Origin of the sequence: Rhizobium sp. OAE497, assembly GCF_040546565.1 — a bacterium.
Classification (GTDB): domain Bacteria; phylum Pseudomonadota; class Alphaproteobacteria; order Rhizobiales; family Rhizobiaceae; genus Rhizobium.
The window spans coordinates 2061319-2087365 of the sequence record NZ_JBEPOA010000001.1 but is presented as its reverse complement, the minus strand read 5'-3'; the positions used below and the strand labels follow the sequence as shown (position 1 = coordinate 2087365).

Sequence of the window (26047 nt, the reverse complement as noted above, 5' to 3'; positions counted from 1 at the left end):
GAGCCTCGCGATGACAGAGATTGTGCTTTCGCGCCGCGGTTTTCTTGCTTCCGCCTGCTGCCTTGCCGCAGCACCCGTTTTCACGCCGGTGACCTTTGCGGCCATGCCGGGGGATAACAGGTTCGTCACCATCGTGCTGCGCGGCGCCATGGACGGGCTCGACCTGGTGCAGCCCTACGGTGACGCCGGTTTCGCGGGTTTGCGGCCGACACTGGCGCTGACGCCCGACAAGGGACTTATCGATCTCGACGGCCATTTCGGCCTCAATCCGGCCGGCGCCGATCTGCTGCCGCTGTGGAAGTCGAAGGAGCTGGCCTTCGTTCATGCGGTGTCGACGCCCTACCGCGATCAGCGTAGCCATTTCGATGGGCAGGACATGCTGGAATCCGGCGGCGAACATGTGGCCGAAGAAAAGACCGGCTGGCTCAACCGGGCGCTCGCCGTCATCCCGCGCTCGGATGCGCGCAAGGCGATCGACGTCAATACGTCCACGGAGCTCATCCTCTCCGGCCCGAACAATGTCGATGTCTGGGCATCCGATTCCAATCTCGGCACGGCGAAGGACGAGATGCAGTTCCTGATGCGGCTCTATGCCGGCGATCCGGCTTTCGCCAAGGCCATGGAGGAGGCGACGCGGGCCAATGGCGCGGCGATGATTGCCGAACCCGATGGCAAGCGGGGCGAGAAGATCGCCGATGTCGCGGCGCTCGCCGGCAATATGCTTAAGGGTGATTATCGCATCGCCAGCTTCTCGATCACCGGCTGGGATACACATGTCGGGCAGGCGGCCCAGTTCAAGCGGCCCGTCCAGGACCTGGCGCAGGCGATCACGACGCTGAAGACGGCGCTTGGCCCGGATATCTGGTCGAAGACGGTCGTGCTCGCCATGACCGAGTTCGGCCGTACCGTCCGCCAGAATGGCTCCGGGGGAACGGATCACGGCACGGGTGGCTGCGCGCTGCTTGCAGGCGGGGCGATCAATGGCGGGCGCATCCTCGGCAAATGGCCAGGCATCGGCGATGCCCAGCTGCTGGAGGACCGCGACCTGATGCCGACGGCCGATGTCCGCGAGATCGCCGCTGCGATGCTTTACCGGCAATTCGACGTCAGCCCTGACGACCTGACCGCGAAGATTTTCCCGGGACTGAGCTTTGACAAGTCATCGCAATTCTTGCGCGCCTGACTTCGATCCCGGATGTCACTCGGCGGGGACAGGCTTGGGTGCGCCGTTCTCATCGAGCGCCACCATGATGAAGGTGCCGGCGGTGACTTTTTCCATCTTGTTGTAGCGGGAGCGGTGCGCCCAGGCCTCGACGATCAGGGTGATTGAGGTGCGGCCGACGCGGTCGATGTCGGTGTAGACCGAGAGCGTGTCGCCGATCTTGACCGGCAGTTCGAAGGCCATTTCCTTGACGGCGGCGGTGACGACGCGGCCGCGGGCGCGTTCGGCGGCGCGGATGCCGCTTGCCAAGTCCATCTGCGCCATGACCCAGCCGCCGAAAATATCCCCCGCCGGATTGGCGTCGCCGGGCATGGCGAGCGTGCGGAGGGTGAGTTCACCTTTCGGCTTCGGGCTGTCGTTCATTGTCAAGTCCTTGTCATTTCACGAAGCGTGAAGATGGCAGGCTTGACGGCTGAATGGCAAGGGCAATGACGCGGTTATGCAGGGATGGCCGTCGGCGATCTCTCAGAGACGGCCGAGCGTGAAGAACAGAGCTGCCCAGAAGAGAGCCGACAACTCGGCTGCCACCAGAAAACCGATCGCGCGTTCCGTCATGGAGCTTCTCCTCGTGGGTTAAAAAGGGGGCTCGCGACCCCAGACGCGAGCCCCAATCCTTTCGTGTCCGCCAAGACGCGTTAGGATGGCGAGCGAAATACTCAAAATGGGGGAGGCGCGGTATCATAAGATCTTGGGATAGGGACGCTGGAGCAGGGCTCTACGTGCCTCTCGTGCCCGGTCACAGATTATTATGCTTACCAGACCGCAAAAAAATCGCTGAGCTTAAATATAATAGAATTCATATGCTTGGCCAATGGGATGCCGTTGCAAGAGGTTCCTTTCGTTACGTTATGTGATGCCGAACTAATAATGCTTCACCGGCCAGTAAGACATGCGCTGCAGAATTTGCGCCGATCATGACTGCGTGAATGCGAGGGGACTTCGTGCGCAATACAAAGATTTCGACCCGTCTCTACGGGCTTGTCGGGCTGACGCTGGCGATTTTCGTCGGCGTGATGGCTTTCTTCCTGAACTATTCCTACTCGGAGCTTGAAGCGGAGCGGAAAGCCGGGCTGGCGCAGATGGATGCGACGGCCATCAACATCATGAAGAAATACTACAAGATGGAGCAGGACGGCACGCTGACGCGCGAACAGGCGCAGACGGCGGTCAAGGACGTCATCGCTTCCATGCGCTATGGCGACAGCGGTTATTTCTGGATCAACGACATGCATCCCAACATGGTGATGCATCCGATCAAGCCGGAGCTCAACGGCACCGACCTCACACAGAACAAGGATCCGAACGGCAAGTTCCTGTTCGTCGAATTCGTCAATACCGTGAAGGCGCATGGTCAAGGCTTCGTCGATTACTACTGGCCGAAGCCGGGCGCCGAGCAGCCGGTTCTGAAATACTCGCATGTTGCAGGCTTCGAGCCTTGGGGCTGGGTTGTCGGTACCGGCGTCTATGGTGACGACCTTGCCGCACTTTACCGGCAGAACGCGCTGTGGGCGGCGCTGCTCTGCGGCCTGGGCGCGATCATCACCCTGCTCATCGCCTATGCGATCGTCCGCAGTGTCACCGGTCCGGTGGCGCGGATCGGTGCTGCCATGCATGCGATTGCCACCGACGACTCTGCTGCCGCCGTGGTCGACAGCGAGCGCCGCGACGAAATCGGCCATATGGCGAAAGCTCTGCTTGTCCTGCGTGACTCGATGATCGAACGCAGCGAGATGCGTTCGCGCGAAGATTCCCGCCAGCGCGAGCTGGATGGCGAGCGCCGCAGCAGCGAGCAGCGGATGCGCAGCTCTGCCGAACGCCAGAACCACGCGATGATGACGCTCGGCCAGGGGCTGGAACGGCTTGCCGCCGGTGATCTCACCGTGACGGTCGGCGATCTCGGCGAGGAATATTCCAAGCTGCGCTCCGACTTCAATGCTGCCGCCGGTGCGCTTGCCGGCGTCATCCAGGCGATCTCGGAATCGAGCCATGTCGTCAATGACAGCGCCTCCGATATCAGCGAAGCGACCAGCAACCTGTCGAAGCGGACGGAGCAGCAGGCTGCGGCTCTGGAAGAGACGGCAGCGGCTCTCGATGAGATCACCGCAACCGTTCGCACCGCCTCCGAGCGGGCAACGGAAGCGCGTGAGATGGTGTCCGAGACGAAGACCAGCGCCGGCAAGTCCGGCGAAATCGTCCGCAACGCCGTGGCGGCAATGAGCCGGATCGAGGATTCCTCGAGCCGTATCGGCCAGATCATCGGCGTCATCGACGAAATCGCCTTCCAGACCAATCTTCTGGCGCTGAACGCCGGTGTCGAAGCGGCGCGTGCGGGTGAGGCGGGACGTGGTTTCGCCGTCGTTGCGCAGGAAGTGCGCGAGCTGGCGCAGCGCTCGGCGAATGCCGCGAAGGAAATCAAGACGCTGATCAGCAATTCGGCGGCCGAAGTCGAAACCGGCGTGTCGCTGGTTCGCTCGACCGGCGATGCGCTGGTCGAGATCGAGACTCTGGTCAACAAGGTCAACGACCACGTGAATTCCATCGCGACGGCTGCCCGCGAACAGGCGACCGGGCTGCAGGAGATCAACACATCGGTCAACCACATGGACCAGATGACGCAGCAGAATGCCGCGATGGTGGAAGAGACCACGGCCGCCAGCCAGACGCTCGCCACCGAGAGCAACCAGCTGCGCACGCTGCTCTCCAACTTCCGCCTCGGCCAGGGCCAGGCGACGGCTCAGCGCTCCTATAACCGGGCGGCTTGAGAATATCAGGAGAAGGCGGGAAACCGCCTTCTCCGTCACGGGTAAGCTTTCCTTCACCAGTTTTATTTAAATTTGAGCGGAATTCTTCAGGTTGCAAGCAGGGCTGCGGGGCGATGGAGGGTATTGTGTCTGTCTCTCTTTTGCGGCGTATCGTGCTGACCACGCTGGTTTCCACGGCGCTCACGACCTGTTCCGTCAGTGACGGCCTCGTGCCGCCTGCAAGTGTCGATACCGGCACGAAAGTCAGCTCCATTTCTCCCCCCAGGCAGTCGGCCATGCGCATGGCGCCGATGGAAACGGCGCAGTCCTATCCGGCATCCGCGCCAGTCTCGCGCGCCGGCGGATCGGTCGATTATCTCGATACGCCGAACCTTGCAGGCGAGGGCCATGCTGCAGGCGATGCCACTCCGGCGTCCGGCCGCAGGCTGCCGATGATCGATAGTGACGAGGCGCTCGCCCAGCAGCAGGTGCCGCGCTCACAGAACGCAGCCGGCAACTGGGGCGGCACACAGCAGCTTTCGGTGCCCGACGGCGGCGTCAACATGGATTCGGAACTCGGCGCCGAACCGGTGGTCGGGCTGGCGCAGGAGCAGCAACAGCAGATCGCCGAGGGCGAGACCGCCGAGCCTGTCGTCGATGGCATCGGCACCGATGCGCCTACGCAGCGCAACGCCATGCCGCGACCCGCCGCACAGGCGCAGATGAGCCAGGCTCGCGTCTGGAACGACGGCAGCGCCGTTGTCGCGCCGCAGCGGGTTCCCGAAGAGGACGAGAGCCAGGAAGTGGCGATGCTGCGGCCCTCGAACCCGATGATGAGCACGCCGGCAATGCCTGCCGACCCAAGCATGATGCCCGCCTCCGAGCGCGCCTGCCGTCAGGAACTGAAGCGTCTCGGCGTGATCTATTCGGACAAGCCGGCGATCTCCAACGGTCCGGCCTGCCAGGTTCCCTATCCGATTTCACTGCAGGGCCTTTCCGGCAATATCGGCGTGAAGCCGGCGGTGACGCTGAACTGCCAGGTGACGCTTGCCTTTGCCAAGTGGGTGAAGAACGAGCTCGCGCCCTCGGCGCGCTTCCGCTACTGGTCGGGCATTCAGACCATCGAGCCGCTCGGTGGCTATTCCTGCCGGCGCATGAACAACAGCCGGCAGAAATACAATCCGATGTCCGAGCATGCACATGGCAACGCGATCGATGTCGGCAAGTTCGTGCTGAAGAACGGCCACGAGATCGATATCCGCAAGAAGGGGCTTTTCTCCTTCCGGGAGGGGCGCCTGCTGAAGGCGGTGCGCAGCGATAGCTGCCGCTATTTCAATACCGTGCTTGGCCCGGGCAGCAATCCGGAGCACTGGAATCATTTCCATTTCGATCTCAGAGAGCGCAAGAGCGGCCGGGTCTACTGCAGCTAGGCTGACGGCTTGGCCTCGACAGGGGAATCTGATCTGACGGGCTCTTCCTGAGAGGAGAGTCCGGATGGCCGAACGCAAGCGCCCGAATTTCATCATGCTCATTCTTGTCGTGGTCATTGCCGCCGCCGCCGTGTTCGGCGGGCGCTGGTATGCCTATGTCGCCTATGCGAGCGACCCGTTCGACGAAGTCGGCATCAGCCTCAACACGATGATGCCGGCGCCGATCCGCGACATCGGCTGCGGCATGCTGAAGGGCCGTTTTGAAGGCAAGACGCTGCCGCCCTTCGGCTGCGGCATCAACGGACAGTGGTGAGCGGACAAAAAGAAAGCCGGCGAAACGCCGGCTCAGACTGACCGGCCTTCAGGGGAGATCGACCGGATATTCAAAGTGTTCGTGCTTACAGCGGCATTTCGATACAAATAGAGACAGCGGAAATAAGGGGCGTAACGAGCGCCCGATGACGGTTCCGCAAAGGGATGGGCGGCGGCGCGGGAACCGTTGCTTGCCTCTGTGGCGGTTATCCCCCGCAAAGATCACCGGTTGATGACAAAGGCGGTGGAAAGACGATTTTCCACGTGCCGCTTTGCTTGGCGCCACTATGGGCTGCCCTTTGAATAGTGTGTTCACGGGGCTGCGGGATGTCAAAGTGTCATAAAGGGACTATATAGCGGCACAATAAGAGGAAACGTCCAAAAAATCGCATGGCTCCCATCATTTCCATCCGCAATCTCACCAAGCACTACGCCAACGGCTTCGAGGCCCTGAAGGGCATCGATCTCGATGTGGAGAAGGGCGAGATCCTGGCACTGCTCGGCCCGAACGGCGCGGGCAAGACGACGATGATCTCGATCGTCTGTGGTATCGTCAATCCGAGCGGCGGCGAAGTGCTCGTCGGCGGTCATGACGTCGTGAAGGATTTCCGCGCGACCCGCACGATGATCGGCCTTGTGCCGCAGGAGCTGACGACGGACCAGTTCGAAACGGTCTGGAACACCGTCAGCTTCTCGCGCGGGCTGCACGGCAAGAAGCCGAACCCGGCGCATATCGAGAAAGTGCTGCGCGACCTGTCTCTCTGGGACAAGAAGGACAACACGCTGCGCCAGCTTTCGGGCGGCATGAAGCGGCGCGTGCTGATCGCCAAGGCGCTGAGTCACGAGCCGGAAATCCTGTTCCTCGACGAGCCGACCGCCGGTGTCGACGTGACGCTGCGCAAGGATATGTGGCGCGTCGTCGAGCAGCTGCGCGAATCCGGCGTGACGATCATCCTGACGACGCATTACATCGAAGAGGCCGAGGAGATCGCCGATCGCGTCGGCGTCATCAATGGCGGCAAGCTGCTATTGGTCGAAGAGAAGGCGGCGCTGATGGCCAAGCTCGGCCGCAAGCAGCTGATCCTCGAACTCGCCGAGCCGCTCGACAAACTGCCGGAGCATTTTGCCGGAAACGGCCTGTCGCTGGAGCAGGGCGGCACGCGGCTAGTCTATAATTTCGACGCGCATAACGAGCAGGAAAGCATCGCAGCGCTTCTGACCCGGCTTTCGGCCGACAACATCCATTTCAAGGATCTCTCGACGCGGCAGAGCTCGCTCGAGGATATCTTCGTGGCACTCGTGGGAGGCGCCAAGTGAATATCGAAGCCATCAAGTCCATCTATTTCTTCGAGATGGCCCGCACGCGCCGCACGCTGCTGCAGAGCGTGGTGTCTCCCGTCATCTCCACTTCGCTCTATTTCATCGTCTTCGGTGCGGCCGTCGGCTCGCGGATCCAGACGGTGGAGGGCGTTTCCTACGGCGCCTTCATCACGCCCGGCCTGATCATGCTGACGCTGCTCGGCCAGTGCATCAGCAACGGCTCCTTCGGCATCTATTTCCCGAAATTCACCGGGACGATCTATGAAGTGCTGTCGGCGCCCGTGGCGATGACCGAGATCCTGCTCGGCTATGTCGGGGCCGCCGCCACCAAGGGATTGCTGATCGGGCTGATCATTCTGCTTACGGCCAATGCATTCGTGGAGGTGCGCATCGAGCATCCCTTCATGATGATCCTGTTCTTCCTGCTGACCGCCATCACCTTCAGCCTGTTCGGCTTCATGATCGGCATCTGGGCCGGTAATTTCGAGCAGCTCAACCTGATCCCGATGCTGGTCGTGCCGCCGCTCACCTTCCTCGGCGGCAGCTTCTACTCGATCAACATGCTGCCGCCCTTCTGGCAGGCGGTCAGCCATTTCAATCCGGTGCTCTATCTCGTCAGCGGCTTTCGCTGGAGTTTCTACGGGATCGCCGACGTCAATCCGCTGATCAGCCTGTCGATGATCACGCTGTTCCTGGCGATCTGCCTTGGCACGCTTGGGTGGATGTTCAAGACCGGTTACCGGCTTCGCAACTGAGATGCAATTGCACGCAGGTGTTGAATTCATAAATCGATACGTATCGCCGTGATGCAAATGTGCAATGCATGGCTGTGCAATAGCTGAAATCTCAAGGAAGATTTTACCTATGGTGGCGTGATTTCGCGTTTACGTGTGGAAATCTTGCCTTGTCACGCTTCCGTCACGCGACAACCTTATCGTTAGTGTGCTTAATTAGCTTTGCGAAGCGAGGGGATCGCTAGCGTCTCCTTCACTTCTGTCTTCGGACGGCGGTGAAGATTCTACCGCCACTAGAATACGGACGCCGAGAATGATCAGACTGCAAATTTTGTTCGCTGTCGCGTTCATGGTCGCGATGTGCTCGCTGGCCTTTGCCGTCAGCTACAACCATTCGAAGGTGAGCGACAGCCACACGGGAAGCACCGGCTTCCTCTGGCTTTCGGCCTCGAGCTGATGCTTGCCGCCTGCTAACGTGCATATCTCTCGAGGATCGCGCCACCGAAGGCCGGCAGCAATCCGAAGATCAGAAGCTGCAGGGTGCCTTCGATCACGACAAGCCAGTTCAGCAGGAAAGCCGCCGCAAAGCCCGCAGCGCAGCCGATGATGAACCTGCCGTATCCTCGCATGTCGCGGTCCTCACCGGCTGCCTGATATAGCCACAAAACTCAGTTTTGCGTCGGGCGGATATTGCCGACGCCGATTTCGCCTTCGAGCACGCCGCGCTGCAGATCGCTGCGGCCATGTTCGATCTCGATGACGCTGTAGAGCTTATCGTTGCGGAACGCGCTGGCATTGATCGTCGTGACGTCCTCGGCGGGCGCGGAATCGATCTCCATGAAATCGAGCTCCCGGCTTGCCGCCACGATCCGCGCATCGCCTGCCGTGCGGGCCGCGACGATCACTTCGCCCTGTGATGGCGCGTTCTGCCAGTTGGTGTCGGTGGCGGCTGCGATCGGCACCAGCCGATAGACGTTCAGCTCCTCGTCGCCTGTTGCATGCCCGTGCTCTCGGGCGGCATCTTCCATCTGCGCCTGGCTTTCGACGGATTGTCCGAAATGGGTGCGGCTGACGCCATTGAAGGCATCCTTGCCGCCGGTTCTGACTGTATTCGACATGGTGATCTCCTATTCTTCGCGCTGGCAGCCGCTCACTTGGCGTTGATGGTCGGCAGAAAGAGTTCGACCTGCCTGCGGCTATCCGTGTCGAGCGTTTCGACGCGCGCCTTCCAGAAAGCAGCCGCCTCCGGGGTGTCGGCTTCCCAGCTGCGGGTGGATACGATGTTATCGTCCACCACGGCCCGGCGATGCCCGCCGAGACGCATATATTCGTCGGCAATGTCCTTGGTCCGGTTGTCCATGACAGCCTCCTTTCAAGGTTTGAACCCTGTTGGAGCGTGCAAGTTCCATGGATATGCCGATAAAGGCGGGGCTCAATCCCGCAGGCGCAGCTCGTCGGTCTGCATCTGCATCGAGCCCAGCGTCTCCAGGAAGCTCATGCCGAGGAGGCTCTGGTCGAGTTTGCCGTCTTCGGCGACGCTGGCGGCGACGCCGGTGCGGGTGATGGGGCCGATGGAGACGCGGTCGAGGGTGACGGGTGCGGCGCGGGTGCGGCCGTTGGCGGTCATCACGGTCATCGAGTATTCGAGGTTCTCGGGAATGATGCCGATGCGTTCGGCGTCGGCATGCGACAGCGCCACCATGCTGGCGCCGGTATCGACCAGCATCTGGATCGTCTGGCCGTTGACGGCGACATCGGCTTCGAAATGGCCGTTCAGCAGCTTGTGGAGGATGACCTCGCTGCCGCCCTCGCTGGTGGTGACGACGACGGCGCGGCCGGGGACGAGGCCGGCGAGCAGCCGGTTGCCGACGCCCTGCAGATCCTGCCGGTAGAGATAGACAGTGGCGAGCGCGAGGATGATGACCAGCCAGATCATCAGGTTGCGCATCGTCTCGCCGATATTGCGCCGGCTTGCCCAGACGCCGGCGGACAGCATCAGCGCGATCGGCAGCAGATAGACCATGCGGCCGAAATCATCGGCTTCCATGCCCATGATGCGGTCATTGCCGTTGTTGAAGAGAAGGATTGCAAGACCGATGCCGATGATCAGCAGGAAGACCGTCAGGCGGGTCATGCAGAGTGCCTCGCGTTGGTATTTTGCCGGCTATCGTTCTGCGTGGGGCCATCGAAGAGGCGGGCGGGGAGGATCGCCATGAGCCGGGCGCGCTCCGCATCGGAATAGCTCATCCAGCCGCCGATTTCCTGAATCGTGCGGCCGCAGCCCATGCAAAAGCCGGTTGCGGGGTCCATCGAGCATACGTTGATGCAGGGTGTTTGCATGAGCGATATATCGTTGTTTCACAAGGCCATGGCAAGGGCGCAGAAGGCGGCGATCTCGGAAATCTGTTCGGCGGCGCCGAGCGTATCGCCGGTGTGGCCGTTCAGCTTGCGGCGGATGTAGAGGGTGAAGACGAGAACCGAAATGCCGGCCGCCAGCAGGCTGCAGACGAGCGGCAGCAGGCCCATGACCGGCCAGACGATCAGCGCTGTGAACAGGCAGCCTGAGACGACGGCGATATGCATGGCGCTTTCGCCGGGTTTGCCTGAAGATGCGGCGAGCCCGTCCGACTTCGCCGGGGGCAGGCGGTGCCAATGCCAGACGAGGGCGGATCGCCCAAGGCAGGCGGCGACGGGGATCGCGAGTGCGGCTTCCATAGACGGGACTTCGCGGGCGATGGCGGCGAGTGCGGCGGCGCGGAGTGCCACGGAGAGGATGAGAGCGAGGGCGCCGTAGCTGCCGATCCGGCTGTCCTTCATGATCAGAAGGGCGTGATCCCGGTCGCGCCCGCCGCCGAGGCCATCGGCGGTGTCCGCCAGTCCATCTTCGTGGAGCGCGCCGCTGATGATGGCGAGCACGGCGATTGCCACGAGCGCTGCCATCAGGCGGTCGGCGCGCAGGCCGAGCAGCAGCAGAAAGATTGCGGCGGGGACGGTGCCGATCAGCAGGCCGGCCAGCGGGAAAGCGCGTGCGGTACGGCTGAGCTTGCCGTCATCGCCGGCAAAGACGAAAGACGGCATGGGGATGCGGCTCAGGAACGCGACGGCGCGGGCGGTGTCGAGCGCATAGGCCTTGATGATCATGTCCCCCACTTCATGCATGGAAGCTGCGGCGCTTTTGGAGTTGTTCGCCTCTGCCGCTGGCTTTAAGAGAGTCGCGACGAAAGAAGCCGATTTGCTGCGAAAAGACAAGTTGGCCCCGGCAAGCCGGGAGAAAACAGAATACAAGGAAGTCCCTTCATGAGCGTTTCAGGTCTGCCGTTCGACGATTTCCGCGCGCTGCTGCGCGAGCTGCCGGGTCCGGATGCCCGGGCGCTGGTTGCGGCCCGCGAGCGCGACGCGCAACTGACGAAGCCGCCGGGCGCGCTCGGCCGCCTCGAGGAAATCGCCTTCTGGCTGGCGGCATGGACGGGCAGGGCGCCCGCCGTCAACCGGCCGCTGGTGGCGATCTTTGCCGGCAATCACGGCGTTGCGCGCCAGGGCATCACGCCCTTCCCGCCGTCGGTGACGCAGCAGATGGTCGAGAATTTTGCGGCCGGCGGTGCGGCGATCAACCAGATCTGCGTCGCCTACGATCTCGGCCTCAAGGTCTTCGATCTGGCGCTCGATTACCCGACCGGTGACATCACCCAGGAAGCAGCGCTTTCCGAGCGTGACTGCGCCGCCACCATGGCCTTCGGCATGGAAGCGATTGCCGGTGGTACGGATCTGCTCTGCATCGGCGAGATGGGCATTGGCAACACGACGATCGCGGCGGCGATCAACTATGCGCTCTACGGCGGTTCGGCACGCGATTGGGTCGGCCCCGGCACGGGTTCGGAAGGCGAGATGCTGGAGCGCAAGGTGGCCGCCGTCGAGCGCGCCGTCGAGCTGCACCGCGATCACCTCAACGATCCGCTCGAGATCATGCGCCGCCTTGGCGGCCGTGAGATCGCCGCGATGGCCGGCGCAATCCTGGCCGCCCGCGTCGAGAAGATTCCCGTTCTGATCGATGGCTATGTCGCGACAGCCGCGGGTGCTATCCTGCAGGCTGCCAATCCATCGGCGCTCGATCACTGCCTGATCGGTCACGTCTCCGGCGAGCCCGGCCATCTGCGCGCCATCGAGATGCTCGGCAAGACGCCGCTTCTGGCGCTTGGCATGCGCCTCGGCGAGGGCACGGGCGCGGCGCTTGCCGCCGGTATCGTCAAGGCCGCGGCCGCCTGCCATTCCGGCATGGCGACCTTCGCGCAGGCCGGCGTCACCAACAAGCATTGAGCGGACGCGTCGCGTTCAGCTTTGTGACAGGTTGATGACAGACGCTTGCGGCGCGGACCGGGAAACGGTATTCGCATTTTCACTGATGGACGGCGGCAAGACGCCGTCCGCGACCGCAAGACGAGGACGCCTTGGAGAAACCTGCCGTTCGTAAGCTGACAGGCGTCAGCCATTTCTTCGCCGCTGCGAGCTATTCCTGGGCGGGATTCCAGCGCCTGATCAAGGAATCCGCCTTCCGGCAGGAGTTGCTGTTTGCCGCCGTGTCGCTGATCCTGCTGATCGCGGTCGGCGCGACGCTTGCCGAATTGGTGATCGCCGTAGTCCTGCTGCTGGCGCTATTTGCGGTCGAGGCGCTGAACACGGCGATCGAGGAAGTGATCGACCGCATCTCCCCCGAAATTTCGATGGTCGGCAAGCATGCCAAGGATCTCGGCTCCTTTGCCGTTCTCTGCATGCTCGGTGCCTGCGGGCTTTTCCTGCTGTTCACGATCGGCAAGCATCTGATCGCCATCGTCTTCGGCTGATATTCAGGCCGACCCTTAAATATTAAGGTTGTGTAAATATCAATTGTACTCTTAGGTTGTTTCTGTTCTGCGCGGCAGGTGTATACGGGGGCGACCATTGGCACATCTTCAGGCGAATGCGGTTCACCAGGTTGAAGGCGGCGAGAAGGCCCGAGACCTTGGTTATATGGGGCTGGCCGCGCTTGGCCTGACCTTTCTCTTCTTATGGCTGTCGCAACAGGGTGGCGTCTCCTCGGCGATCGGTATCGGCGGGCTTATCGTTGCGGCATCCGCCGCCGTCGGCGGTGTCATGGGATTTCTGTTTTCCGTGCCGCGTATCATGACGAAAGAGGCGCCTGCCGTTCCAACTGCGGATGTGAAGGCTGGCGCGGAAGGCTTGAAGTCGCCGCGGCGCGAGAGGCTGCTGGCGTCGAATACCAACCTGGAGCGAATTTCGGAATGGCTGACAACGATGCTGGTCGGCGTCGGGCTGACACAGGTGGCGAGTCTGCCTTCGCATCTGAATTCATTTGCTGACTTCATCGACAGGCAGGCCAGTGGCCTCTTCGCGGGAGGCAATGCGCCGCTGCTGAACGCTGTCACCGTTTCGTCGCCTTTCCTGCTTGTCTTCGGGCTTATCGCCGGCTTTATCTTCTTCTACCTCTATACGAGGATCTATCTGTCGCCGCTGTTCCAACAGGTGGAAATCCTGCTGGATAAGGATCCCGGTGAGCAGAAGCTCGGCGAGCAAACGACAAAGCAGATCGTCGATAGCGTGCCTGTCGAAGATCGAGACGCCTTTCTGTCCTACCTGACGAGCAGTGACCGTCTGTCCGTCAATCAGGGGATCGAGATCATTTTCGACCTGCTTTACCAGCCCGGCGGCTATGAACAGGCGATCGCGATCGGCACCAAGCTTGCGAGCACACCGGCCTCGAAGATTGCCCAGTTCTGGTTCCTGATGGCTGCTGCCTACGGGCAGAGGCATCGCGCACTGCGCGTCGGTGAGGCTGCTCCCGAAGAGTTGGCGAAGATGAAGAAGGCGGTGCTGAGTGCCGCAAAGCAGGCGATCCTGCTCGACCCATCCTACAAGGAAAATCTGAGAAATCTGACGCGGCTGGATAGTATCGACAACGATCTGGGAGACTTCCGCGATGACCCGGCGTTCCTTGCGCTTCTCGCAGGCTGACCTTAGGCGAAGCTCTTCCGCTTGCGTGAGACGGCATGCGCTTCCTCGACGGCGGGGAGGCTCTGCAGGACGCGCTTGCCCGGCAGGATGGCGATGACTTCGGTGCCTTCGCGCAGCTTTGATTTCAGCACGAACTGACCGTCGTGCTTGGCAAGGATCGCCTGGACGATCGGCAGGCCGAGGCCGGTGCCCTGTTCGGCGCTCTTGATGGCGATCGAGCCCTGGCCGAAGGCGGAAAGTACGATCGGGATTTCCTCTTCGGGAATGCCGGGGCCATTATCCTTGATCGAGATGTACTGACCGCCGCCTGCCGTCCAGCCGACCTTGACGTGGATCTCGCCGCCCTGCGGCGTGAATTTGACGGCGTTGGACAGCAGGTTCAGCACGACCTGGCGCATCGACTTCTCGTCTGCCCAGACCGAGGGAAGCTCAGGCTCGAACTGCTGGCTGATGGTGATGTTCTTGCCGCTGGCGCGCAGCTGCACCATGCCGATGCAATCCTCGGAAATATCGAGCAGCGAAATCGCCTCTTCGGCGAGCTCATACTTGCCGGCCTCGATGCGGGAGAGGTCGAGGATCTCGTTGATGAGATTGAGGAGGTGCTGGCCGGAGCGATGGATGTCGCCGGTATATTCCTTGTAGGTCGGGTTGTTCAGCGGTCCCATGACTTCCGCGGACATCACTTCGGAGAAGCCGAGGATGGCGTTCAGCGGCGTGCGCAGCTCGTGCGACATGGAGGCGAGGAAGCGCGACTTGGCAAGGTTTGCCTCTTCGGCGCGGCGGCGGGCCTCGTCGGACATCGACTTTGCCACTTCGAGCTCGGCGATCAGGTCGTCTTTTTCCGACTGGAAGGAGAGGATGCGCAGGTTCTGGCGGAACAGGCGGTCGCTGATATAGCCGAAGAAGATGACGGTCGTGGTGAAGAGCGCCGTGAGGCTGACTTCGAGCACGTCGCGGGAAATGCCGGCCTTGACGGCCAGCGCCAGCACGGCGGGGCTGAAGGTGATGAGCACCGACGGCGTCAGCATGAAATTCGACATTGCCGTGACTGACAGGGCAATGAGCAGCGTCGCACCCTTATAGAGGATGAAGCGGGAGGGCTCGCAGGTGGCGCAGCCCTGCAGCGCGAAGAAAGCCCAGCTAAGGCCGATCAGCAGCTGGCCGATCAACAGGGCGCGGCGCCACTTGCGGGCGGATTCCGCCGTCATTTCCTGCTTGCGGGCGCGGCGGACGAGATAGACGTTGGCGGCATAGGCGACCAGCGTCGCGACGGCCCAGAAGAAAATCTCGGTGTCGCCGGTGAAATAGATGCCGAGGGCGGAAATGATGATGACGAACAGCGGCATCAGGGCTGCGCCCTGCGTGAATGCCGTCATATACATGCGAAGGACGTCGCGATCGAAAGCTGCCGTCGAGGAATGGCCCGACTGCAAGCGCTCGCGTGTCTGCCGAACAGCCTTGGAGACGGGCTTGTTGCGGTGACTGCGGGACTTGTCGACGATAATCTTATCTGTCGATGTGCTTACGCCGTTACTCATCTGCACTTGATACTTGATCCGCGGATGGTTCCACCGTAACCGGCAAATCTTAAGAAGGTGTTTGCCATTTCTCTCAACGGTTTGTTTTTGAAGGAGGCGGAAGCGTGACGCGCGGTTTGAGGACGATTCGCGACGGCGTGACGGCCTTTGCGATGCTGGCGCTGATCTGGCTGATCGCCGCCAAGCTCAACAGCGATGCGGAGACCGTGCATAGCGGCGCCTTCCAGGCGGCCGATGGCGACAGCCTGGCGATCGGCGGCGAACGGATGCGGCTGAAGGGCATCGATGCGCCGGAGCTGGTGCAGAGCTGCCAGCGTGGCGGGAAGTCATGGGCCTGCGGGCGGGAGGCGCGCGATGTGCTGCAGCGGCTGGTCTCAAATGCCGCAACGCAATGCGGCGGCACCGAGCGCGATCAATATCAGCGGCTGCTGGTGACCTGTCGCTGCGGCACGCTCGATATTAATGGCGAGATGGTGAGAACGGGCTATGCCCTGTCCTATGGCGACTACCGGCGCGAGGAGGACGAGGCGAGGGGCGAGCGCGCGGGTCTGTGGGCCGGAACGTTCGAACGGCCGCGGGATTTTCGCGATGACGAGCGGCTGCATTCCGGCGGCGGCATCGTCAGGATGATCGGGCAGGCGGTCGGATGGAACTGACGCTCGAAGCCTTGCAGGAAGAGATTGCCGCCTGCCGCATCTGCCGGGATGCGCCACTCAATCCGGCAAAGCCCTTGCCACATGAGCCGCGTCCTGTCGTCATCCTGTCGCGCACGGCGCGGGTGCTGATCGCCGGGCAGGCGCCGGGTCTTCGCGTGCATGAGAGCGGCATTCCGTTCAACGACGCTTCCGGCGATCGCCTGCGCGACTGGCTGCAGGTCGACCGCGAGACCTTCTACGATGCAAGCCGTCTGGCGATCGTGCCGATGGGCTTCTGTTTTCCGGGATATGACGAGAAGGGCAGCGATCTGCCGCCGCGCCGCGAATGCGCGCCGATCTGGCGGGAGAGGGCGATGGCGGTGATGCCGCAGATCGAACTGATCCTGACCGTCGGCCAATATGCGCAGAGCTGGCATATGGGGGCGGCGGCGAAGGGTAATATGACCGATACGGTCAAGGCATGGCGCGAGACGCTGTTTGCAAACCGCTCGCCCGCCGTCCTGCCACTGCCGCATCCGAGCTGGCGCAACAGCGGCTGGCTGAAACGCAATCCATGGTTCGAGGAAGAGCTGCTGCCGGTGCTTAGAAGCAGAATAAAACTGCTTATAAACTGAAACAAAATTCTTTTCGCGCGCCGGAATCGCGGTATACAGAGAATATAATTCGAAAGGGCTTTCGCATATGGACCGTCTCGACCGTAAGATACTGCGCCTGCTGCAAGAAGATTCGACCCTTGCGGTCGCCGATCTCGCCAAGAAGGTCGGCCTTTCGACAACTCCTTGCTGGCGCCGTATCCAGAAGATGGAAGAAGACGGTGTCATCAAGCGCCGCGTTGCCATCCTCGACCCCGAAAAGGTCAACACCAAGGTCACGGTTTTCGTGTCGATCCGGACGGCGACCCATTCGATCGAGTGGCTGAAGCGCTTCTCCGAAGTCGTCGTCGAATTCCCCGAAGTGGTCGAGTTCTACCGCATGAGCGGCGATGTCGATTACTTGCTTCGCGTCGTCGTGCCCGATATCGCGGCCTATGACGCCTTCTACAAGCGGATGATCGCGAAGATCGAAATCCGCGACGTCTCCTCGGCCTTCGCTATGGAGCAGATCAAGTATTCGACGCAGCTGCCGCTCGACTACATGCTGCTCGACAGCGCCAAGTCCAACGAGGACTAGTTATTTCAGCCGGGCGATGACCGCATCGCTGGTCAGTTCGCGCACCGCATCCTTGCCGATCCATCTCGCCGTCTTGCCGGAACTCTCCGCAAGGCGGCGAGCGAGTTTCAGGGCAGGCGCATGGCACGCCTTGTTGCGCTTGCCGATATTGCGCAGCGCCCAGTTGACGGCCTTGCGGACGAAGTTCCTCTCGTCGCCAGCGTGAGCCTCGATCAGCGTCAGCCAGATGAGAATTGTCTCGTCGGGATCCTTTTTGCGATGCACAGCCATAGCGGCGATCATTGCGAAGGCCGTGCGGCGCACGAATTCCCGCTCATCGGCAGCAAAGCCTTCAGTGAGAGCGTCCAGCCGTGCCTCGACGAAGAGGTCGGCGGCGGTATCGACGATTTCCCAAGAATTGAAGTCTTCGGCGAAGGCCTTGGCTTCATCCGCCGTCAGTCGTTTCGGCTCAGACGTCATCAGGGCCAGCAGCCGCGCTTCCCTAATGCCGCTTTGCCAGAGCGCCAGGGCGCGCGGATGATCCTTCCTGGCGAGCCTCGCGATGCTCCGCAGTTGCGGATTGGAAATGCCGAGTGCCTGGCCGGTGACGATCCCGAAGCGGGCCATGCCGGCAATGCCGTCCTCGGAGCGCAGCGTCTGCAGATGCGCGATCAGGTCTGCTGCGCTCGAGGACGGGCCGATCATTTTTCCAGGCGGGCGAGGAGCGAGGACGTGTCCCAGCGATTGCCGCCCATGGCCTGGACGTCGCCATAGAACTGGTCGACGAGGGCGGTGACGGGGAGCTTGGCGCCGTTGCGGCGGGCTTCGGTCAGGACGATATCGAGGTCCTTGCGCATCCAGTCGATGGCGAAGCCAAAATCGTATTTGCCCTGGTTCATCGTCTTGTGGCGGTTTTCCATCTGCCAGGAGCCGGCGGCGCCCTTGGAGATGACGTCGACGACCTTCTCGATATCCAGACCGGCGCGCTTGCCAAAGTGGATGCCTTCGGCGAGGCCCTGGACGAGACCGGCGATGCAGATCTGGTTGATCATCTTGGTGAGCTGGCCGGCACCGGCCGCTCCCATCAGGCCGACCATGCGTGCATAGGCGTCGATCACGGGCTTTGCCTTTTCGAACACGGCTTCATCGCCGCCGCACATGACAGTCAGCACGCCGTTCTCGGCGCCCGCCTGGCCGCCGGACACCGGCGCGTCGATGAAGTCGCAGCCCTTAGCCTTGGCGGCTTCATAGAGCTCGCGGGCGACTTCGGCGCTGGCCGTGGTGTTATCGATCAGGACGGCACCCTTCTTCATGCCTTCGAGAACGCCGCCTTTGCCTGTTGTCACCGAGCGGAGATCGTCGTCATTGCCGACGCAGGTGAAGACGAAATCGGCGTCTGCGGCAGCTTCTGCCGGGGTCGGCGCGGATTTGCCGCCGAACTTTGCCGCCCAATCGGCGGCCTTTGCGGCGGTGCGGTTATAGACCGTGACCTCATGGCCGCCCTTCGTCTTCAAGTGACCCGCCATCGGGAAACCCATGACGCCGAGACCGATAAAAGCGACTTTTGCCATATGCCAGATCCTTCTCCTGATGCTGCGGCATGATTAGCGGAAAGTGCGAAGGCTGGAAAGGCACCGCCGGCTGGCGGCGGTACGCCAACGCGGCACCCGGAGAATAAAATTCTGCGGGAGCCCGGCAATCCGGTCAGGAAAATTTCCTCGGCAGCAAAACTCACAAATATAATTGTCGATCTAATTTATAGAGTTTCTCATTATCAGGTCATCGCAACGCAACGGTGATGCACTCCGTATCGCCGATAAAGGGGAAAGCCATGATCTCACGCCGTCAGACCCTTGGTCTCTTCGGGGCCGCAGCAGCTGCCGCCGTCCTGCCGTCCATCAAGCCCGCGCGGGCGGCTGCAGCCACCGAGTTCCGTATCGGATGGCAGAAGAACGGCGTGCTGGCGCTTGCCAAGCGGCGCGGCGCGCTGGAGGCGCGGCTTGCGGACAAGGGCATTTCGGTCAGCTGGTCGGAATTCACCTCCGGGCCGCCGCTGCTCGAAGCGCTCGGGGCAGGCGCTCTGGATTTCGGCGCGACCGGTGACGTGCCGCCGCTCTTTGCGCAGGCTGCTGGCGGCCATCTCTATTATGTCGGAACCTATCGCGGCAGCCCGGCGGCGTCGGCGATCCTGGTGCACAAGGATTCTCCGATCCAGAAGCTTGAGGATCTGAAGGGCGCCAAGCTAGCCTTCAAGCGCGGATCGAGCGCCCATAACGTCGCCGTCAAGGCGCTGCGCAAGGGTGGGTTGACTATCGATGACGTCCAGGCGCTCGATCTCGCACCGCCGGATGCCGCTGCCGCCTTCAAGACCGGCAGCATCGATGCCTGGTCGATCTGGGATCCTTACCTCGCCATCGCCGAAGCCGATCCGCAGACCCGCGTGCTGACGACCGCTGAGGGGCTCGTCGATTCCTACAGCTTCTTCCTCGCCAATCAGGACTTCACCGACAACAACGGCCAGGTGGTCGTCGATGTGATCGACGAGCTCGCCAAGGTGGGCAAGTCGGCGCAGGGCAAGCTCGACGAGACGGTCAAGGAGCTTTCAGAGATCACCGGTGTTCCCGCCGATGTGACGCGCATCACCCTCAGTCGCCCGGGCGCCGATCTCGGTGCGGTGACGACGATCACCGATGGCGCTGCGGCCTACCAGCAAGCCTTGGCTGACGAGTTCTACGCGCTTGGTATCGTGCCGAAGAAATTGACGACCGGCGATATCGTCTGGCGCCCGAAGGCTAGCTGAGCCGTATTTCACGAAAGGACAATTTGATGAGTTCCAAACCAATCGATTTTCTCTGGTTCATCCCGACCTCCGGCGACGGCGCCTATCTCGGCTCCTCCGACCAGACGCGCGCGCCTGAAATCGGCTACATGACGCAGATCGCCCAGGCAGCCGATCGCCTCGGCTTTTCCGGCGTGCTGTTGCCGACGGGTGTTGCCTGCGAGGAATCCTTCGTCACGGCGGCCGCACTTTCGCAGCATACGGAGAAGCTCAAGTTCCTGGTGGCGATCCGTCCCGGCACGGCGTCTCCGGCCTATTATGCGCGTCTGGCGACAACGCTCGACCGTGTCTCGAACGGCCGCGTTCTCCTGAACATCGTCGTCGGCGGCAGCCCGGCCGAACTTGCCGGCGATGGCATCTTCCTGCCGCATGACGAGCGCTACGACCATGCCAACGAATTCTTCGATGTCTGGGAGGAGCTGCTGGAAAAGGGCGTTGCCAGCATCGATGGCAAGCACATCAAGGCGACCAATGCACGTCTCGGCTTCCCGTCCTACCAGAACCCGCGCCCGCCGCTCTATTTCGGCGGCTCCTCCGATGCCGGCATCGACTTCGCTGTCGGCCGCGTCGACAAGTATCTGACCTGGGGTGAGCCTCCGGCACAGGTGGGGGAGAAGATCGAGCGCGTGCGCGCGGCTGCCGCCAAGAAGGGTCGCGACGTCAGCTTCGGCATCCGTCTGCATTTCATCGTCCGCGAGACGGACGAGGAAGCGTGGGCGGCCGCCGATCGGCTGATCTCCAAGCTCGACGATGCGACGATCGAGGAAGCGCAGCTTCGCTTTGCCAAGGAGTCCGACTCTGTCGGGCAAGCGCGCATGGCAGCCCTGCACGGCGGCCGCCGCGATAAGCTCGAAGTGTCGCCGAACCTCTGGGCCGGTGTCGGCCTGGTGCGCGCCGGCGCCGGTACGGCTCTCGTGGGTTCGCCGAAAACGGTCGCGGCGCGGCTGCGCGAATATCAGGAACTCGGCATCGAAACGGTGATCGGCTCCGGCTATCCGCATCTGGAAGAGGCTTATCGCGTTGCCGAACTGCTGTTCCCCGAGCTGGGTCTCGGCCAGCCGGAGCAGCGTCATGGTCTGCGCAACGATTTCGGAAACAAGCAGGTGTTCGGTGGCGGTAGCCATGGCGGTAACTTGAAAGTCGTTTCAGGGTCCTGATCCGCGGAAGCGAGGAGATGAGCATGTCGGTATTCGAAACGCCATTCACACGCGTTGCCTCGGGGCAAGCAAAGCGCAAGCGCCGGGCGTTGCCCCGGCTGCCTGACGGCTCTGCCCTGTTGCCTTATCTCCTGCCGGTGACAATCGTCATCTGCTGGCAGATCGCTTCGTCGGCCGGGTTCATTTCCTCGCGCATCATGCCGTCGCCGGCCGATGTCGCCGTCGCTTTCTGGTCGACGACGATCTCCGGCCAGCTGCCGCATGACGTCTTGGTCAGCGCCGGGCGCGCCTTTGCGGGCCTGCTGGTCGGCGGCGCGATCGGCTTCCTGCTCGGCATTGCCAACGGCGTTTCGAAGGTCTCGGAGCAGCTGACCGATACGACACTGCAGATGCTCCGCACCATTCCGCATCTGGCGATGATCCCGCTGGTCATCCTGTGGTTCGGCATCGGCGAGGAATCGAAGCTGTTCCTCACCTCTCTCGGCGTGCTCTTCCCGGTCTATCTCAATACCTATCACGGCGTGCGCAACGTCGATCGCGATCTGATCGAAATGGGCCGCGTTTACGGCATGGGCAGCTGGACGCTGTTTCGCAAGGTGATCTTTCCAGGCGCGCTGCCATCGATCTTCGTCGGTCTGCGCTATGCGCTGGGTATCATGTGGCTGACGCTGATCGTCTCGGAATCGATCGCCGCGTCCTCCGGCATCGGTCACATGGCTAACAATGCGCGGGAATTCATGATGACCGATGTCGTGGTGCTGGCGCTGGTGATCTATGCGGTGCTCGGCAAGCTCGCCGATGTCGTTGCCCGGGCGCTGGAGCGGCGGGCGCTCACCTGGAACCCGATCTATCAGAAGTAGGAGCTGGCGATGAGCGTGATCACCCATGAACGTTTCCACGGCTCCATCGAGCCGGATTATGCGGCGCACGGCGAAAAGCCTGCGACACCGCCAGCCGGGGCGGCACCCATCACCCTGACCGGACTGGAGAAGAGCTTTGGCGGCAACCGGGTGCTGCGCGGTATCAATCTGCATATTCCGGCCGGTCAGTTCGTCGCCGTCATCGGCAAGAGCGGCTGCGGCAAGAGCACGCTGCTGCGGGTGCTGATGGGCCTCGATCAGCCGACGGCAGGCAGCATCCGCTTCGAAGCCGCGGATGGTGGCGGCGAGCGGCCGAATGCACGCATCGTCTTTCAGGAGCCGCGGCTCTTGCCCTGGCTCAGCGTGGCGGAGAATGTCGCGGTCGGTCTCGGCGACGGGATCGACAAGCGTCTGGCGATCGCCGAAGCAGCGGCCGTGCTTTCCGAAGTGCAGCTGGCGGAGAAGGCGAAGGAGTGGCCGTCGCGGCTTTCAGGCGGTCAGCGGCAGCGTGTGGCGCTGGCTCGTGCGCTGGTCAGCAAGCCCGGCGTTCTCGCGCTTGACGAGCCGCTCGGCGCGCTCGATGCGCTGACGCGGATCAGCATGCAGGAACTGATCAACCGCGTCTGGCGCGAGCTCGGTTTCACGACGGTTCTCGTCACCCACGACGTCAGCGAAGCCGTGCATCTGGCGGACCGGGTGATCGTGCTGGAAGAAGGGCGGATCGCGCTTGATCTCGACATTCCCCAGCCGCATCCGCGCCGGCATGGCAATCCGGAGCTTGCCGAGATCGAGGGCAGGCTGCTCGGCGCCATTCTCGGCGCCGGGCGCTGAGGATATCAGTGGACGCCGCCGGCCTCGCGCTCGAGGAATGCCTCGAAACTGTCGAGGCCGAGTTCAGTGCCCTGGCGACGCATTCCGTCATCGGGGTAGCCATCGAGGAAGACGACCTGCTCGGTGAAGAGCATGCGGGTGCCTGCCGCTGACGGCTCGAAGGTGACGGTGGCCAGCGACACGGAAATCCTGGTGTCGCCGAGCCGCATTTCATAGGCGTAGACGATCCTGATGTCCTCGACGACATCGAGATAATGGGCGTCATAGGCATGCAGCAGGCCGTCGCTATCGGCGGTGTAATTGCGCTCGCTGCCGCCGGGGCGAAAATCCAGGCGGTATTCCAGCGTCTTCCAGTCGCCATGGCAGGCAAACCATTTCTGTTTAGAGGCCGGATCGGCCCAGGCGCGGAAGGCGTGCTTCGGGTCGGCCTTCAGCTGCCGCTCGATGGTGAAGGTCGTGTGGACGGCGGAGCCGGGGCTTGCTGGTGTCACGGTCAAGGCTTGGGTTCCTCTTCGGCAAGAAGCAGGTCTAGACGGTCGAAGGCGGAGTTCCAGCCGGCCTTGCGCTCGCCGATCCATCGCTCGAGCTCGGCGAGGCGCTCCTGGCGCAGCTGGTAGGTGCGCACACGGCCGGCCTTGGCGGATTGCACAAGGCCGCTCGTCTCAAGCACGTTCAGATGTTTCATCACCGTCGGCAGCGCCATCGGGAAGGGGGCGGCAAGCTCCATCACCGAGGCGGGACCGAGGCCGAGACGGTCGATCATGCCGCGGCGGCTGCTATCCGACAGCGCGTGGAACATCCGATCGAGAGAGATGGCATCGATCGTCATTCGGCAGGCATCGCCTTGCGGATCGCCTCAGGCAGCTGGTGCTTGTAGGGATAGAACTTGAAATAGGGCAGCGCTTCCTTCAGTACGCGGGCGAAGGAGGGGCGGTGGACGAGCCGCTCGTAATAGGCCGACAGCTTCGGCCGCTCCGCGCCGAAGGGAACGAGCGTTTCGCTGTAGAACAAGGCGGGAGCTGCGGCGCAATCGGCCATGGTGAAGCTGTCGCCGGTGATCCAGAGGGCTGTTTGCCAGCTGCCGCTCGATCATGTCATAGGCCATGGCAAGCGTGACGCGCGCCTCGCTCTCGCCCTGCGGATCCTTGGCGTCGGCTGCGCGCATCTTGTCGGCGACGATCTTCTGCATCGGCGTCTGGATATAGAGATCGAAGAAGCGGTCCCAGAGGCGCACCTGGAGGGCACGGTCCGGATCCAGCGGCAGCAGATGCGCTTCACCCGGATAATGCCGGTCCAGATATTCGATGATGATGCTGGTTTCCGGAATGGTGCTGTCACGCGCCTCATCCCGCAGGATCGGCATCTTGCCGACCGGCCAGTAGCGGAACAACTCGGCCCGCGAACCCTCATCCGAGAGATCGACCAGCCGGTCCTCGAACGGCGTGCCGTTCTCATAAAGCGCGATCAGAACCTTGTGGCAGAAGGAAGCGAGCGGATGTCCGTAGAGCACGAGCGGCATGGGCATGGCCTTTCAGCTGTTGGAAACTTTGCTGAAAGGCTAAGTATCAGGGTGTGGCGTTTGTGGCAAGGGATAGTTTGCTGAATGGGTAACTATTGGGTTGGCTCGTCATCTCGATGCTTGGGCTGCGGGTGCTCTGTCGAATCGAGAGTTTTCGAGGCGGGGCCCAAATCCCTGGACATTTCCTGCCAGATGCGCCGAAGCCGCCGCACATGCAGATCGTCGGCAATCCAGCTCATCATGTGTTCAACGCATTTGGTGGTAGTCTCCGGTTTCGTCGCAATGACCTCGCAGGCCCAGCGGCAATAGTTCTCGATCGTGGTCGGCTCGATGATATAGCCAGCCGGAGATTTTTCCTTTGTTGCCGTGTCCTGCGTTGGAGGTGGCGGCGGTGCGCCTTGCTCCGGAGGCAATAGCGGTTCCGCTGGCGGCGGGGCGCCAGGTTCGGCCTTAGGCTCTGCTGTTGCGGCGGCGGCGTGATCCGCGGCGTCTTTGTGGTGAACGGCAGACTTCAACATGAAGGGCTTCAGTCCGCTGATCTTCGCGATGGTGCGCATCTCATCGTTCGGGGCGAACAGGAGACCGGCGAATATCCTGTCGAACTCGTCAGGGTCGTTTTCGCCGCCGTCCTTTCGCTTGTAGCTCAAGGCCCGTTCCAGATCGAAGATGGTCCGGACATTCATCTGCCGCAGCAGCAGGAAGCGGTCGAGGCCGACGGTGTGGCAGAGCTGCGCCTGACTGATCCAATCGACAGCCTGGAAGATTTTGAACGGGGATTCGATATGCAACAGGATCGGATTGTAGGTCGCGAGGTTCTGCACGTCATAGATACCGCATTCCTCCAGGCGAAAGCGCGTGAAGTAGTCGATGCCGTCGATGACATCGAGGGGCGTCAGCCGGGTGACGCTGGTGAAGCGGTCGTCATCCATCTTTACCCAGGAGATGAACGACTGCAGGTGCAAGGCCAGGAACTTTGTTGCGCTCTGAGGCAGCAGGCCGAGAAGGGGTGCGAGAGCGACCCAGGTCAGAGGAATGCCGCTCCCTGCCGGCTGCGTGCTCGGGCCGGTCAGAATATGCTGCAAATCCCCGACGGGATCAGGAAATGTCCTGAAGAGAATGAGGACGAAGATGACCGAGGCGAAGATCTCCACCGTCTGCCAGATGAAGGTATAGGCCGACAGATCGAAGACGGCGAGGCTCCGGACGAACTGCCGGGCGGCTGCAACGAAGGCTCCGGAAAACGCGAGCGAACCAATGATCTGAAGCGATCGTACGTCGGCACTGCATCCGATACCAGCGGCCCTCGTCGGCCCGCACCATGTGGGAAGACCATCAGCGAGAGTGTCGTAAAGTTCGGCGAAGCCGAAATAGCAGACAACGACGAAACCCAGCGACGACAGAAACAGCCGGAGGTCCCCAAGATTGCCGATCGTTCTGGAGGAGCGGATTGCATTCTCGATCTCCTCCACCATCCTCTCGGCGTCCCATTTTCGGGTGCTGGAGGATGCTTTCGGCGTGATGAGATCGGTTATGTATTTCGATGCCACGAATTCGAGCGAGGGATTTCCGCCTGCCGGGCCATCGTCATGATGCAGCTTGGTAGCGGGGTAAGTGGCTATGAAATCGGAGATCGTTCTCAGCCGCGTGACGCGGATTTCGTTCCTGCTGTAAAGCAAAAGGATCGGAACGAATAAGGCGAGCGCCAATGCCGACAACCGGATGTCCGCAAAGAT

The 26047-nt window shown here is 62.1% G+C and carries 30 protein-coding genes and 1 pseudogene; 17 read left to right on the top strand and 14 right to left on the bottom strand.

What is annotated here, in order from left to right:
* Positions 1 to 10 precede the first annotated feature (10 nt).
* Positions 11 to 1183 carry a DUF1501 domain-containing protein gene (locus ABIE40_RS10790; protein ID WP_199629478.1) on the top strand — a complete coding sequence of 391 codons (1173 nt, stop codon included), beginning with the start codon at positions 11 to 13 and terminating at the stop codon, positions 1181 to 1183.
* 15 nt (positions 1184 to 1198) lie between these two features.
* Here the strand turns inward: ABIE40_RS10790 and ABIE40_RS10785 are convergent, their stop codons facing one another.
* Complete coding sequence (locus ABIE40_RS10785; RefSeq protein WP_112716794.1) at positions 1199 to 1585, bottom strand: acyl-CoA thioesterase; 387 nt, start codon at positions 1583 to 1585, stop codon at positions 1199 to 1201.
* Between the two features lie 578 nt (positions 1586 to 2163).
* Here ABIE40_RS10785 and ABIE40_RS10780 point away from each other — a divergent pair.
* The 6 genes from ABIE40_RS10780 (at position 2164) to ABIE40_RS10755 (ending at position 8216) form a co-directional block, all read left to right on the top strand.
* Positions 2164 to 3984, top strand: a complete 1821-nt coding sequence (locus tag ABIE40_RS10780) for a methyl-accepting chemotaxis protein (protein WP_199629479.1) — start codon at positions 2164 to 2166, stop codon at positions 3982 to 3984.
* A 125-nt stretch (positions 3985 to 4109) separates the two neighbouring features.
* Positions 4110 to 5393: an extensin-like domain-containing protein gene (locus ABIE40_RS10775; protein ID WP_502944784.1), complete on the top strand. Its 1284-nt coding sequence runs from the start codon at positions 4110 to 4112 to the stop codon at positions 5391 to 5393.
* Positions 5394 to 5457: 64 nt separating this feature from the next.
* The gene (locus ABIE40_RS10770; RefSeq protein WP_354541000.1) at positions 5458 to 5706 is read left to right on the top strand and encodes a hypothetical protein; all 249 of its coding nucleotides are present in this window, start codon (positions 5458 to 5460) and stop codon (positions 5704 to 5706) included.
* A gap of 389 nt (positions 5707 to 6095) precedes the next feature.
* Complete coding sequence (locus tag ABIE40_RS10765) at positions 6096 to 7022, top strand: ABC transporter ATP-binding protein (RefSeq protein WP_130278141.1); 927 nt, start codon at positions 6096 to 6098, stop codon at positions 7020 to 7022.
* Positions 7019 to 7780 (top strand): ABC transporter permease, encoded by a 762-nt coding sequence (locus ABIE40_RS10760; RefSeq protein WP_112716691.1) that lies wholly within the window; start codon positions 7019 to 7021, stop codon positions 7778 to 7780. The genes ABIE40_RS10765 and ABIE40_RS10760 overlap by 4 nt, the downstream gene beginning before the upstream one ends.
* Before the next feature lie 292 nt (positions 7781 to 8072).
* Positions 8073 to 8216, top strand: a complete 144-nt coding sequence (locus ABIE40_RS10755) for a hypothetical protein (RefSeq protein WP_162708682.1) — start codon at positions 8073 to 8075, stop codon at positions 8214 to 8216.
* 13 nt (positions 8217 to 8229) lie between these two features.
* Here ABIE40_RS10755 and ABIE40_RS10750 read toward each other — a convergent pair whose 3' ends face one another.
* From ABIE40_RS10750 to ABIE40_RS10725, 6 genes are all read right to left on the bottom strand, one after another.
* Positions 8230 to 8388 (bottom strand): hypothetical protein, encoded by a 159-nt coding sequence (locus ABIE40_RS10750; protein WP_199629480.1) that lies wholly within the window; start codon positions 8386 to 8388, stop codon positions 8230 to 8232.
* A gap of 39 nt (positions 8389 to 8427) precedes the next feature.
* Positions 8428 to 8877: a hypothetical protein gene (locus ABIE40_RS10745; RefSeq protein ID WP_199629481.1), complete on the bottom strand. Its 450-nt coding sequence runs from the start codon at positions 8875 to 8877 to the stop codon at positions 8428 to 8430.
* Positions 8878 to 8909: 32 nt separating this feature from the next.
* Positions 8910 to 9119, bottom strand: a complete 210-nt coding sequence (locus tag ABIE40_RS10740) for a hypothetical protein (RefSeq protein ID WP_130278143.1) — start codon at positions 9117 to 9119, stop codon at positions 8910 to 8912.
* A 72-nt stretch (positions 9120 to 9191) separates the two neighbouring features.
* Positions 9192 to 9893 carry a TIGR02281 family clan AA aspartic protease gene (locus tag ABIE40_RS10735; RefSeq protein ID WP_199629482.1) on the bottom strand — a complete coding sequence of 234 codons (702 nt, stop codon included), beginning with the start codon at positions 9891 to 9893 and terminating at the stop codon, positions 9192 to 9194.
* A complete protein-coding gene (locus ABIE40_RS10730) occupies positions 9890 to 10099 on the bottom strand; it encodes a DUF1289 domain-containing protein (RefSeq protein ID WP_199629483.1) in 210 nt (69 codons plus the stop codon). The genes ABIE40_RS10735 and ABIE40_RS10730 overlap by 4 nt, the downstream gene beginning before the upstream one ends.
* Positions 10100 to 10117: 18 nt before the next feature.
* Positions 10118 to 10900, bottom strand: coding sequence for an adenosylcobinamide-GDP ribazoletransferase (locus ABIE40_RS10725; RefSeq protein WP_199629651.1), 783 nt, complete (start codon positions 10898 to 10900; stop codon positions 10118 to 10120).
* A gap of 156 nt (positions 10901 to 11056) precedes the next feature.
* Between ABIE40_RS10725 and cobT the strand changes: the two genes are divergently transcribed.
* From cobT to ABIE40_RS10710, 3 genes are all read left to right on the top strand, one after another.
* A complete protein-coding gene (gene cobT, locus ABIE40_RS10720) occupies positions 11057 to 12073 on the top strand; it encodes a nicotinate-nucleotide--dimethylbenzimidazole phosphoribosyltransferase (protein ID WP_199629484.1) in 1017 nt (338 codons plus the stop codon).
* Between the two features lie 131 nt (positions 12074 to 12204).
* Positions 12205 to 12597 (top strand): diacylglycerol kinase, encoded by a 393-nt coding sequence (locus ABIE40_RS10715; RefSeq protein ID WP_199629485.1) that lies wholly within the window; start codon positions 12205 to 12207, stop codon positions 12595 to 12597.
* A 97-nt stretch (positions 12598 to 12694) separates the two neighbouring features.
* Complete coding sequence (locus ABIE40_RS10710; protein ID WP_199629486.1) at positions 12695 to 13765, top strand: hypothetical protein; 1071 nt, start codon at positions 12695 to 12697, stop codon at positions 13763 to 13765.
* 2 nt (positions 13766 to 13767) lie between these two features.
* Here ABIE40_RS10710 and ABIE40_RS10705 read toward each other — a convergent pair whose 3' ends face one another.
* Entirely contained in the window at positions 13768 to 15303 is a 1536-nt protein-coding gene (locus ABIE40_RS10705) for a sensor histidine kinase (RefSeq protein ID WP_112716675.1), read from the bottom strand.
* 104 nt (positions 15304 to 15407) lie between these two features.
* Between ABIE40_RS10705 and ABIE40_RS10700 the strand changes: the two genes are divergently transcribed.
* The 3 genes from ABIE40_RS10700 to ABIE40_RS10690 all read left to right on the top strand — a co-directional run bounded on the left by ABIE40_RS10700 (position 15408) and on the right by ABIE40_RS10690 (position 17129).
* Complete coding sequence (locus ABIE40_RS10700) at positions 15408 to 15959, top strand: thermonuclease family protein (protein ID WP_199629487.1); 552 nt, start codon at positions 15408 to 15410, stop codon at positions 15957 to 15959.
* Positions 15950 to 16573, top strand: a complete 624-nt coding sequence (locus tag ABIE40_RS10695) for a uracil-DNA glycosylase family protein (RefSeq protein ID WP_199629488.1) — start codon at positions 15950 to 15952, stop codon at positions 16571 to 16573. The genes ABIE40_RS10700 and ABIE40_RS10695 overlap by 10 nt, the downstream gene beginning before the upstream one ends.
* Positions 16574 to 16640: 67 nt before the next feature.
* Positions 16641 to 17129, top strand: coding sequence for an Lrp/AsnC family transcriptional regulator (locus ABIE40_RS10690; protein WP_112387170.1), 489 nt, complete (start codon positions 16641 to 16643; stop codon positions 17127 to 17129).
* On the opposite strand, the gene ABIE40_RS10685 is transcribed toward ABIE40_RS10690, so the two are convergent.
* Positions 17130 to 17813, bottom strand: a complete 684-nt coding sequence (locus ABIE40_RS10685; RefSeq protein WP_199629489.1) for a DNA alkylation repair protein — start codon at positions 17811 to 17813, stop codon at positions 17130 to 17132.
* Positions 17810 to 18679, bottom strand: a complete 870-nt coding sequence (locus tag ABIE40_RS10680; RefSeq protein ID WP_199629490.1) for an NAD(P)-dependent oxidoreductase — start codon at positions 18677 to 18679, stop codon at positions 17810 to 17812. The genes ABIE40_RS10685 and ABIE40_RS10680 overlap by 4 nt, the downstream gene beginning before the upstream one ends.
* Positions 18680 to 18939: 260 nt before the next feature.
* Here ABIE40_RS10680 and ABIE40_RS10675 point away from each other — a divergent pair, with 260 nt between their 5' ends.
* Genes ABIE40_RS10675 through ABIE40_RS10660 form a run of 4 tightly spaced genes read left to right on the top strand, consistent with a single transcriptional unit; the run spans position 18940 to position 22795 of the window.
* Positions 18940 to 19908, top strand: a complete 969-nt coding sequence (locus ABIE40_RS10675; RefSeq protein WP_112716665.1) for an aliphatic sulfonate ABC transporter substrate-binding protein — start codon at positions 18940 to 18942, stop codon at positions 19906 to 19908.
* Between the two features lie 26 nt (positions 19909 to 19934).
* A complete protein-coding gene (ssuD, locus tag ABIE40_RS10670; RefSeq protein ID WP_199629491.1) occupies positions 19935 to 21104 on the top strand; it encodes an FMNH2-dependent alkanesulfonate monooxygenase in 1170 nt (389 codons plus the stop codon).
* Positions 21105 to 21127: 23 nt separating this feature from the next.
* The gene (locus ABIE40_RS10665) at positions 21128 to 21964 is read left to right on the top strand and encodes an ABC transporter permease subunit (RefSeq protein WP_199629492.1); all 837 of its coding nucleotides are present in this window, start codon (positions 21128 to 21130) and stop codon (positions 21962 to 21964) included.
* A 9-nt stretch (positions 21965 to 21973) separates the two neighbouring features.
* Complete coding sequence (locus tag ABIE40_RS10660; RefSeq protein ID WP_199629493.1) at positions 21974 to 22795, top strand: ABC transporter ATP-binding protein; 822 nt, start codon at positions 21974 to 21976, stop codon at positions 22793 to 22795.
* 5 nt (positions 22796 to 22800) lie between these two features.
* Here ABIE40_RS10660 and ABIE40_RS10655 read toward each other — a convergent pair whose 3' ends face one another.
* From ABIE40_RS10655 to ABIE40_RS10640, 4 genes and pseudogenes are all read right to left on the bottom strand, one after another.
* Complete coding sequence (locus ABIE40_RS10655) at positions 22801 to 23292, bottom strand: SRPBCC family protein (RefSeq protein WP_354540999.1); 492 nt, start codon at positions 23290 to 23292, stop codon at positions 22801 to 22803.
* Positions 23289 to 23624 carry an ArsR/SmtB family transcription factor gene (locus ABIE40_RS10650; protein WP_130278156.1) on the bottom strand — a complete coding sequence of 112 codons (336 nt, stop codon included), beginning with the start codon at positions 23622 to 23624 and terminating at the stop codon, positions 23289 to 23291. Before ABIE40_RS10650 ends, ABIE40_RS10655 begins: the two co-directional genes overlap by 4 nt.
* Positions 23621 to 24314 (bottom strand): annotated as a pseudogene (locus tag ABIE40_RS10645) (glutathione S-transferase family protein). The gene ABIE40_RS10650 and the pseudogene ABIE40_RS10645 overlap by 4 nt, the downstream one beginning before the upstream one ends.
* 92 nt (positions 24315 to 24406) lie before the next feature.
* Positions 24407 to 25786 carry a hypothetical protein gene (locus ABIE40_RS10640; protein ID WP_199629495.1) on the bottom strand — a complete coding sequence of 460 codons (1380 nt, stop codon included), beginning with the start codon at positions 25784 to 25786 and terminating at the stop codon, positions 24407 to 24409.
* Between the last annotated feature and the right edge of the window lie 261 nt (positions 25787 to 26047).

Excerpts from the sequence above, each read along its gene's own strand:
- ABIE40_RS10665 (WP_199629492.1), top strand. The coding sequence starts at position 21,128 with ATGTCGGTATTCGAAACGCCATTCACACGCGTTGCCTCGGGGCAAGCA.
- ABIE40_RS10745 (WP_199629481.1), bottom strand. The coding sequence starts at position 8,877 with ATGTCGAATACAGTCAGAACCGGCGGCAAGGATGCCTTCAATGGCGTC.
- ABIE40_RS10755 (WP_162708682.1), top strand. The coding sequence starts at position 8,073 with ATGATCAGACTGCAAATTTTGTTCGCTGTCGCGTTCATGGTCGCGATG.
- ABIE40_RS10765 (WP_130278141.1), top strand. The coding sequence starts at position 6,096 with ATGGCTCCCATCATTTCCATCCGCAATCTCACCAAGCACTACGCCAAC.
- ABIE40_RS10770 (WP_354541000.1), top strand. The coding sequence starts at position 5,458 with ATGGCCGAACGCAAGCGCCCGAATTTCATCATGCTCATTCTTGTCGTG.
- ABIE40_RS10730 (WP_199629483.1), bottom strand. The coding sequence starts at position 10,099 with ATGCAAACACCCTGCATCAACGTATGCTCGATGGACCCCGCAACCGGC.
- ABIE40_RS10640 (WP_199629495.1), bottom strand. The coding sequence starts at position 25,786 with ATGGTGGAGGAGATCGAGAATGCAATCCGCTCCTCCAGAACGATCGGC.
- ABIE40_RS10785 (WP_112716794.1), bottom strand. The coding sequence starts at position 1,585 with ATGAACGACAGCCCGAAGCCGAAAGGTGAACTCACCCTCCGCACGCTC.
- ABIE40_RS10660 (WP_199629493.1), top strand. The coding sequence starts at position 21,974 with ATGAGCGTGATCACCCATGAACGTTTCCACGGCTCCATCGAGCCGGAT.
- ABIE40_RS10680 (WP_199629490.1), bottom strand. The coding sequence starts at position 18,679 with ATGGCAAAAGTCGCTTTTATCGGTCTCGGCGTCATGGGTTTCCCGATG.
- ABIE40_RS10675 (WP_112716665.1), top strand. The coding sequence starts at position 18,940 with ATGATCTCACGCCGTCAGACCCTTGGTCTCTTCGGGGCCGCAGCAGCT.
- ABIE40_RS10725 (WP_199629651.1), bottom strand. The coding sequence starts at position 10,900 with ATGATCATCAAGGCCTATGCGCTCGACACCGCCCGCGCCGTCGCGTTC.
- ABIE40_RS10740 (WP_130278143.1), bottom strand. The coding sequence starts at position 9,119 with ATGGACAACCGGACCAAGGACATTGCCGACGAATATATGCGTCTCGGC.
- ssuD (WP_199629491.1), top strand. The coding sequence starts at position 19,935 with ATGAGTTCCAAACCAATCGATTTTCTCTGGTTCATCCCGACCTCCGGC.
- ABIE40_RS10750 (WP_199629480.1), bottom strand. The coding sequence starts at position 8,388 with ATGCGAGGATACGGCAGGTTCATCATCGGCTGCGCTGCGGGCTTTGCG.
- ABIE40_RS10690 (WP_112387170.1), top strand. The coding sequence starts at position 16,641 with ATGGACCGTCTCGACCGTAAGATACTGCGCCTGCTGCAAGAAGATTCG.
- ABIE40_RS10705 (WP_112716675.1), bottom strand. The coding sequence starts at position 15,303 with ATGAGTAACGGCGTAAGCACATCGACAGATAAGATTATCGTCGACAAG.
- ABIE40_RS10685 (WP_199629489.1), bottom strand. The coding sequence starts at position 17,813 with ATGATCGGCCCGTCCTCGAGCGCAGCAGACCTGATCGCGCATCTGCAG.
- ABIE40_RS10790 (WP_199629478.1), top strand. The coding sequence starts at position 11 with ATGACAGAGATTGTGCTTTCGCGCCGCGGTTTTCTTGCTTCCGCCTGC.
- cobT (WP_199629484.1), top strand. The coding sequence starts at position 11,057 with ATGAGCGTTTCAGGTCTGCCGTTCGACGATTTCCGCGCGCTGCTGCGC.
- ABIE40_RS10735 (WP_199629482.1), bottom strand. The coding sequence starts at position 9,893 with ATGACCCGCCTGACGGTCTTCCTGCTGATCATCGGCATCGGTCTTGCA.
- ABIE40_RS10650 (WP_130278156.1), bottom strand. The coding sequence starts at position 23,624 with ATGACGATCGATGCCATCTCTCTCGATCGGATGTTCCACGCGCTGTCG.
- ABIE40_RS10695 (WP_199629488.1), top strand. The coding sequence starts at position 15,950 with ATGGAACTGACGCTCGAAGCCTTGCAGGAAGAGATTGCCGCCTGCCGC.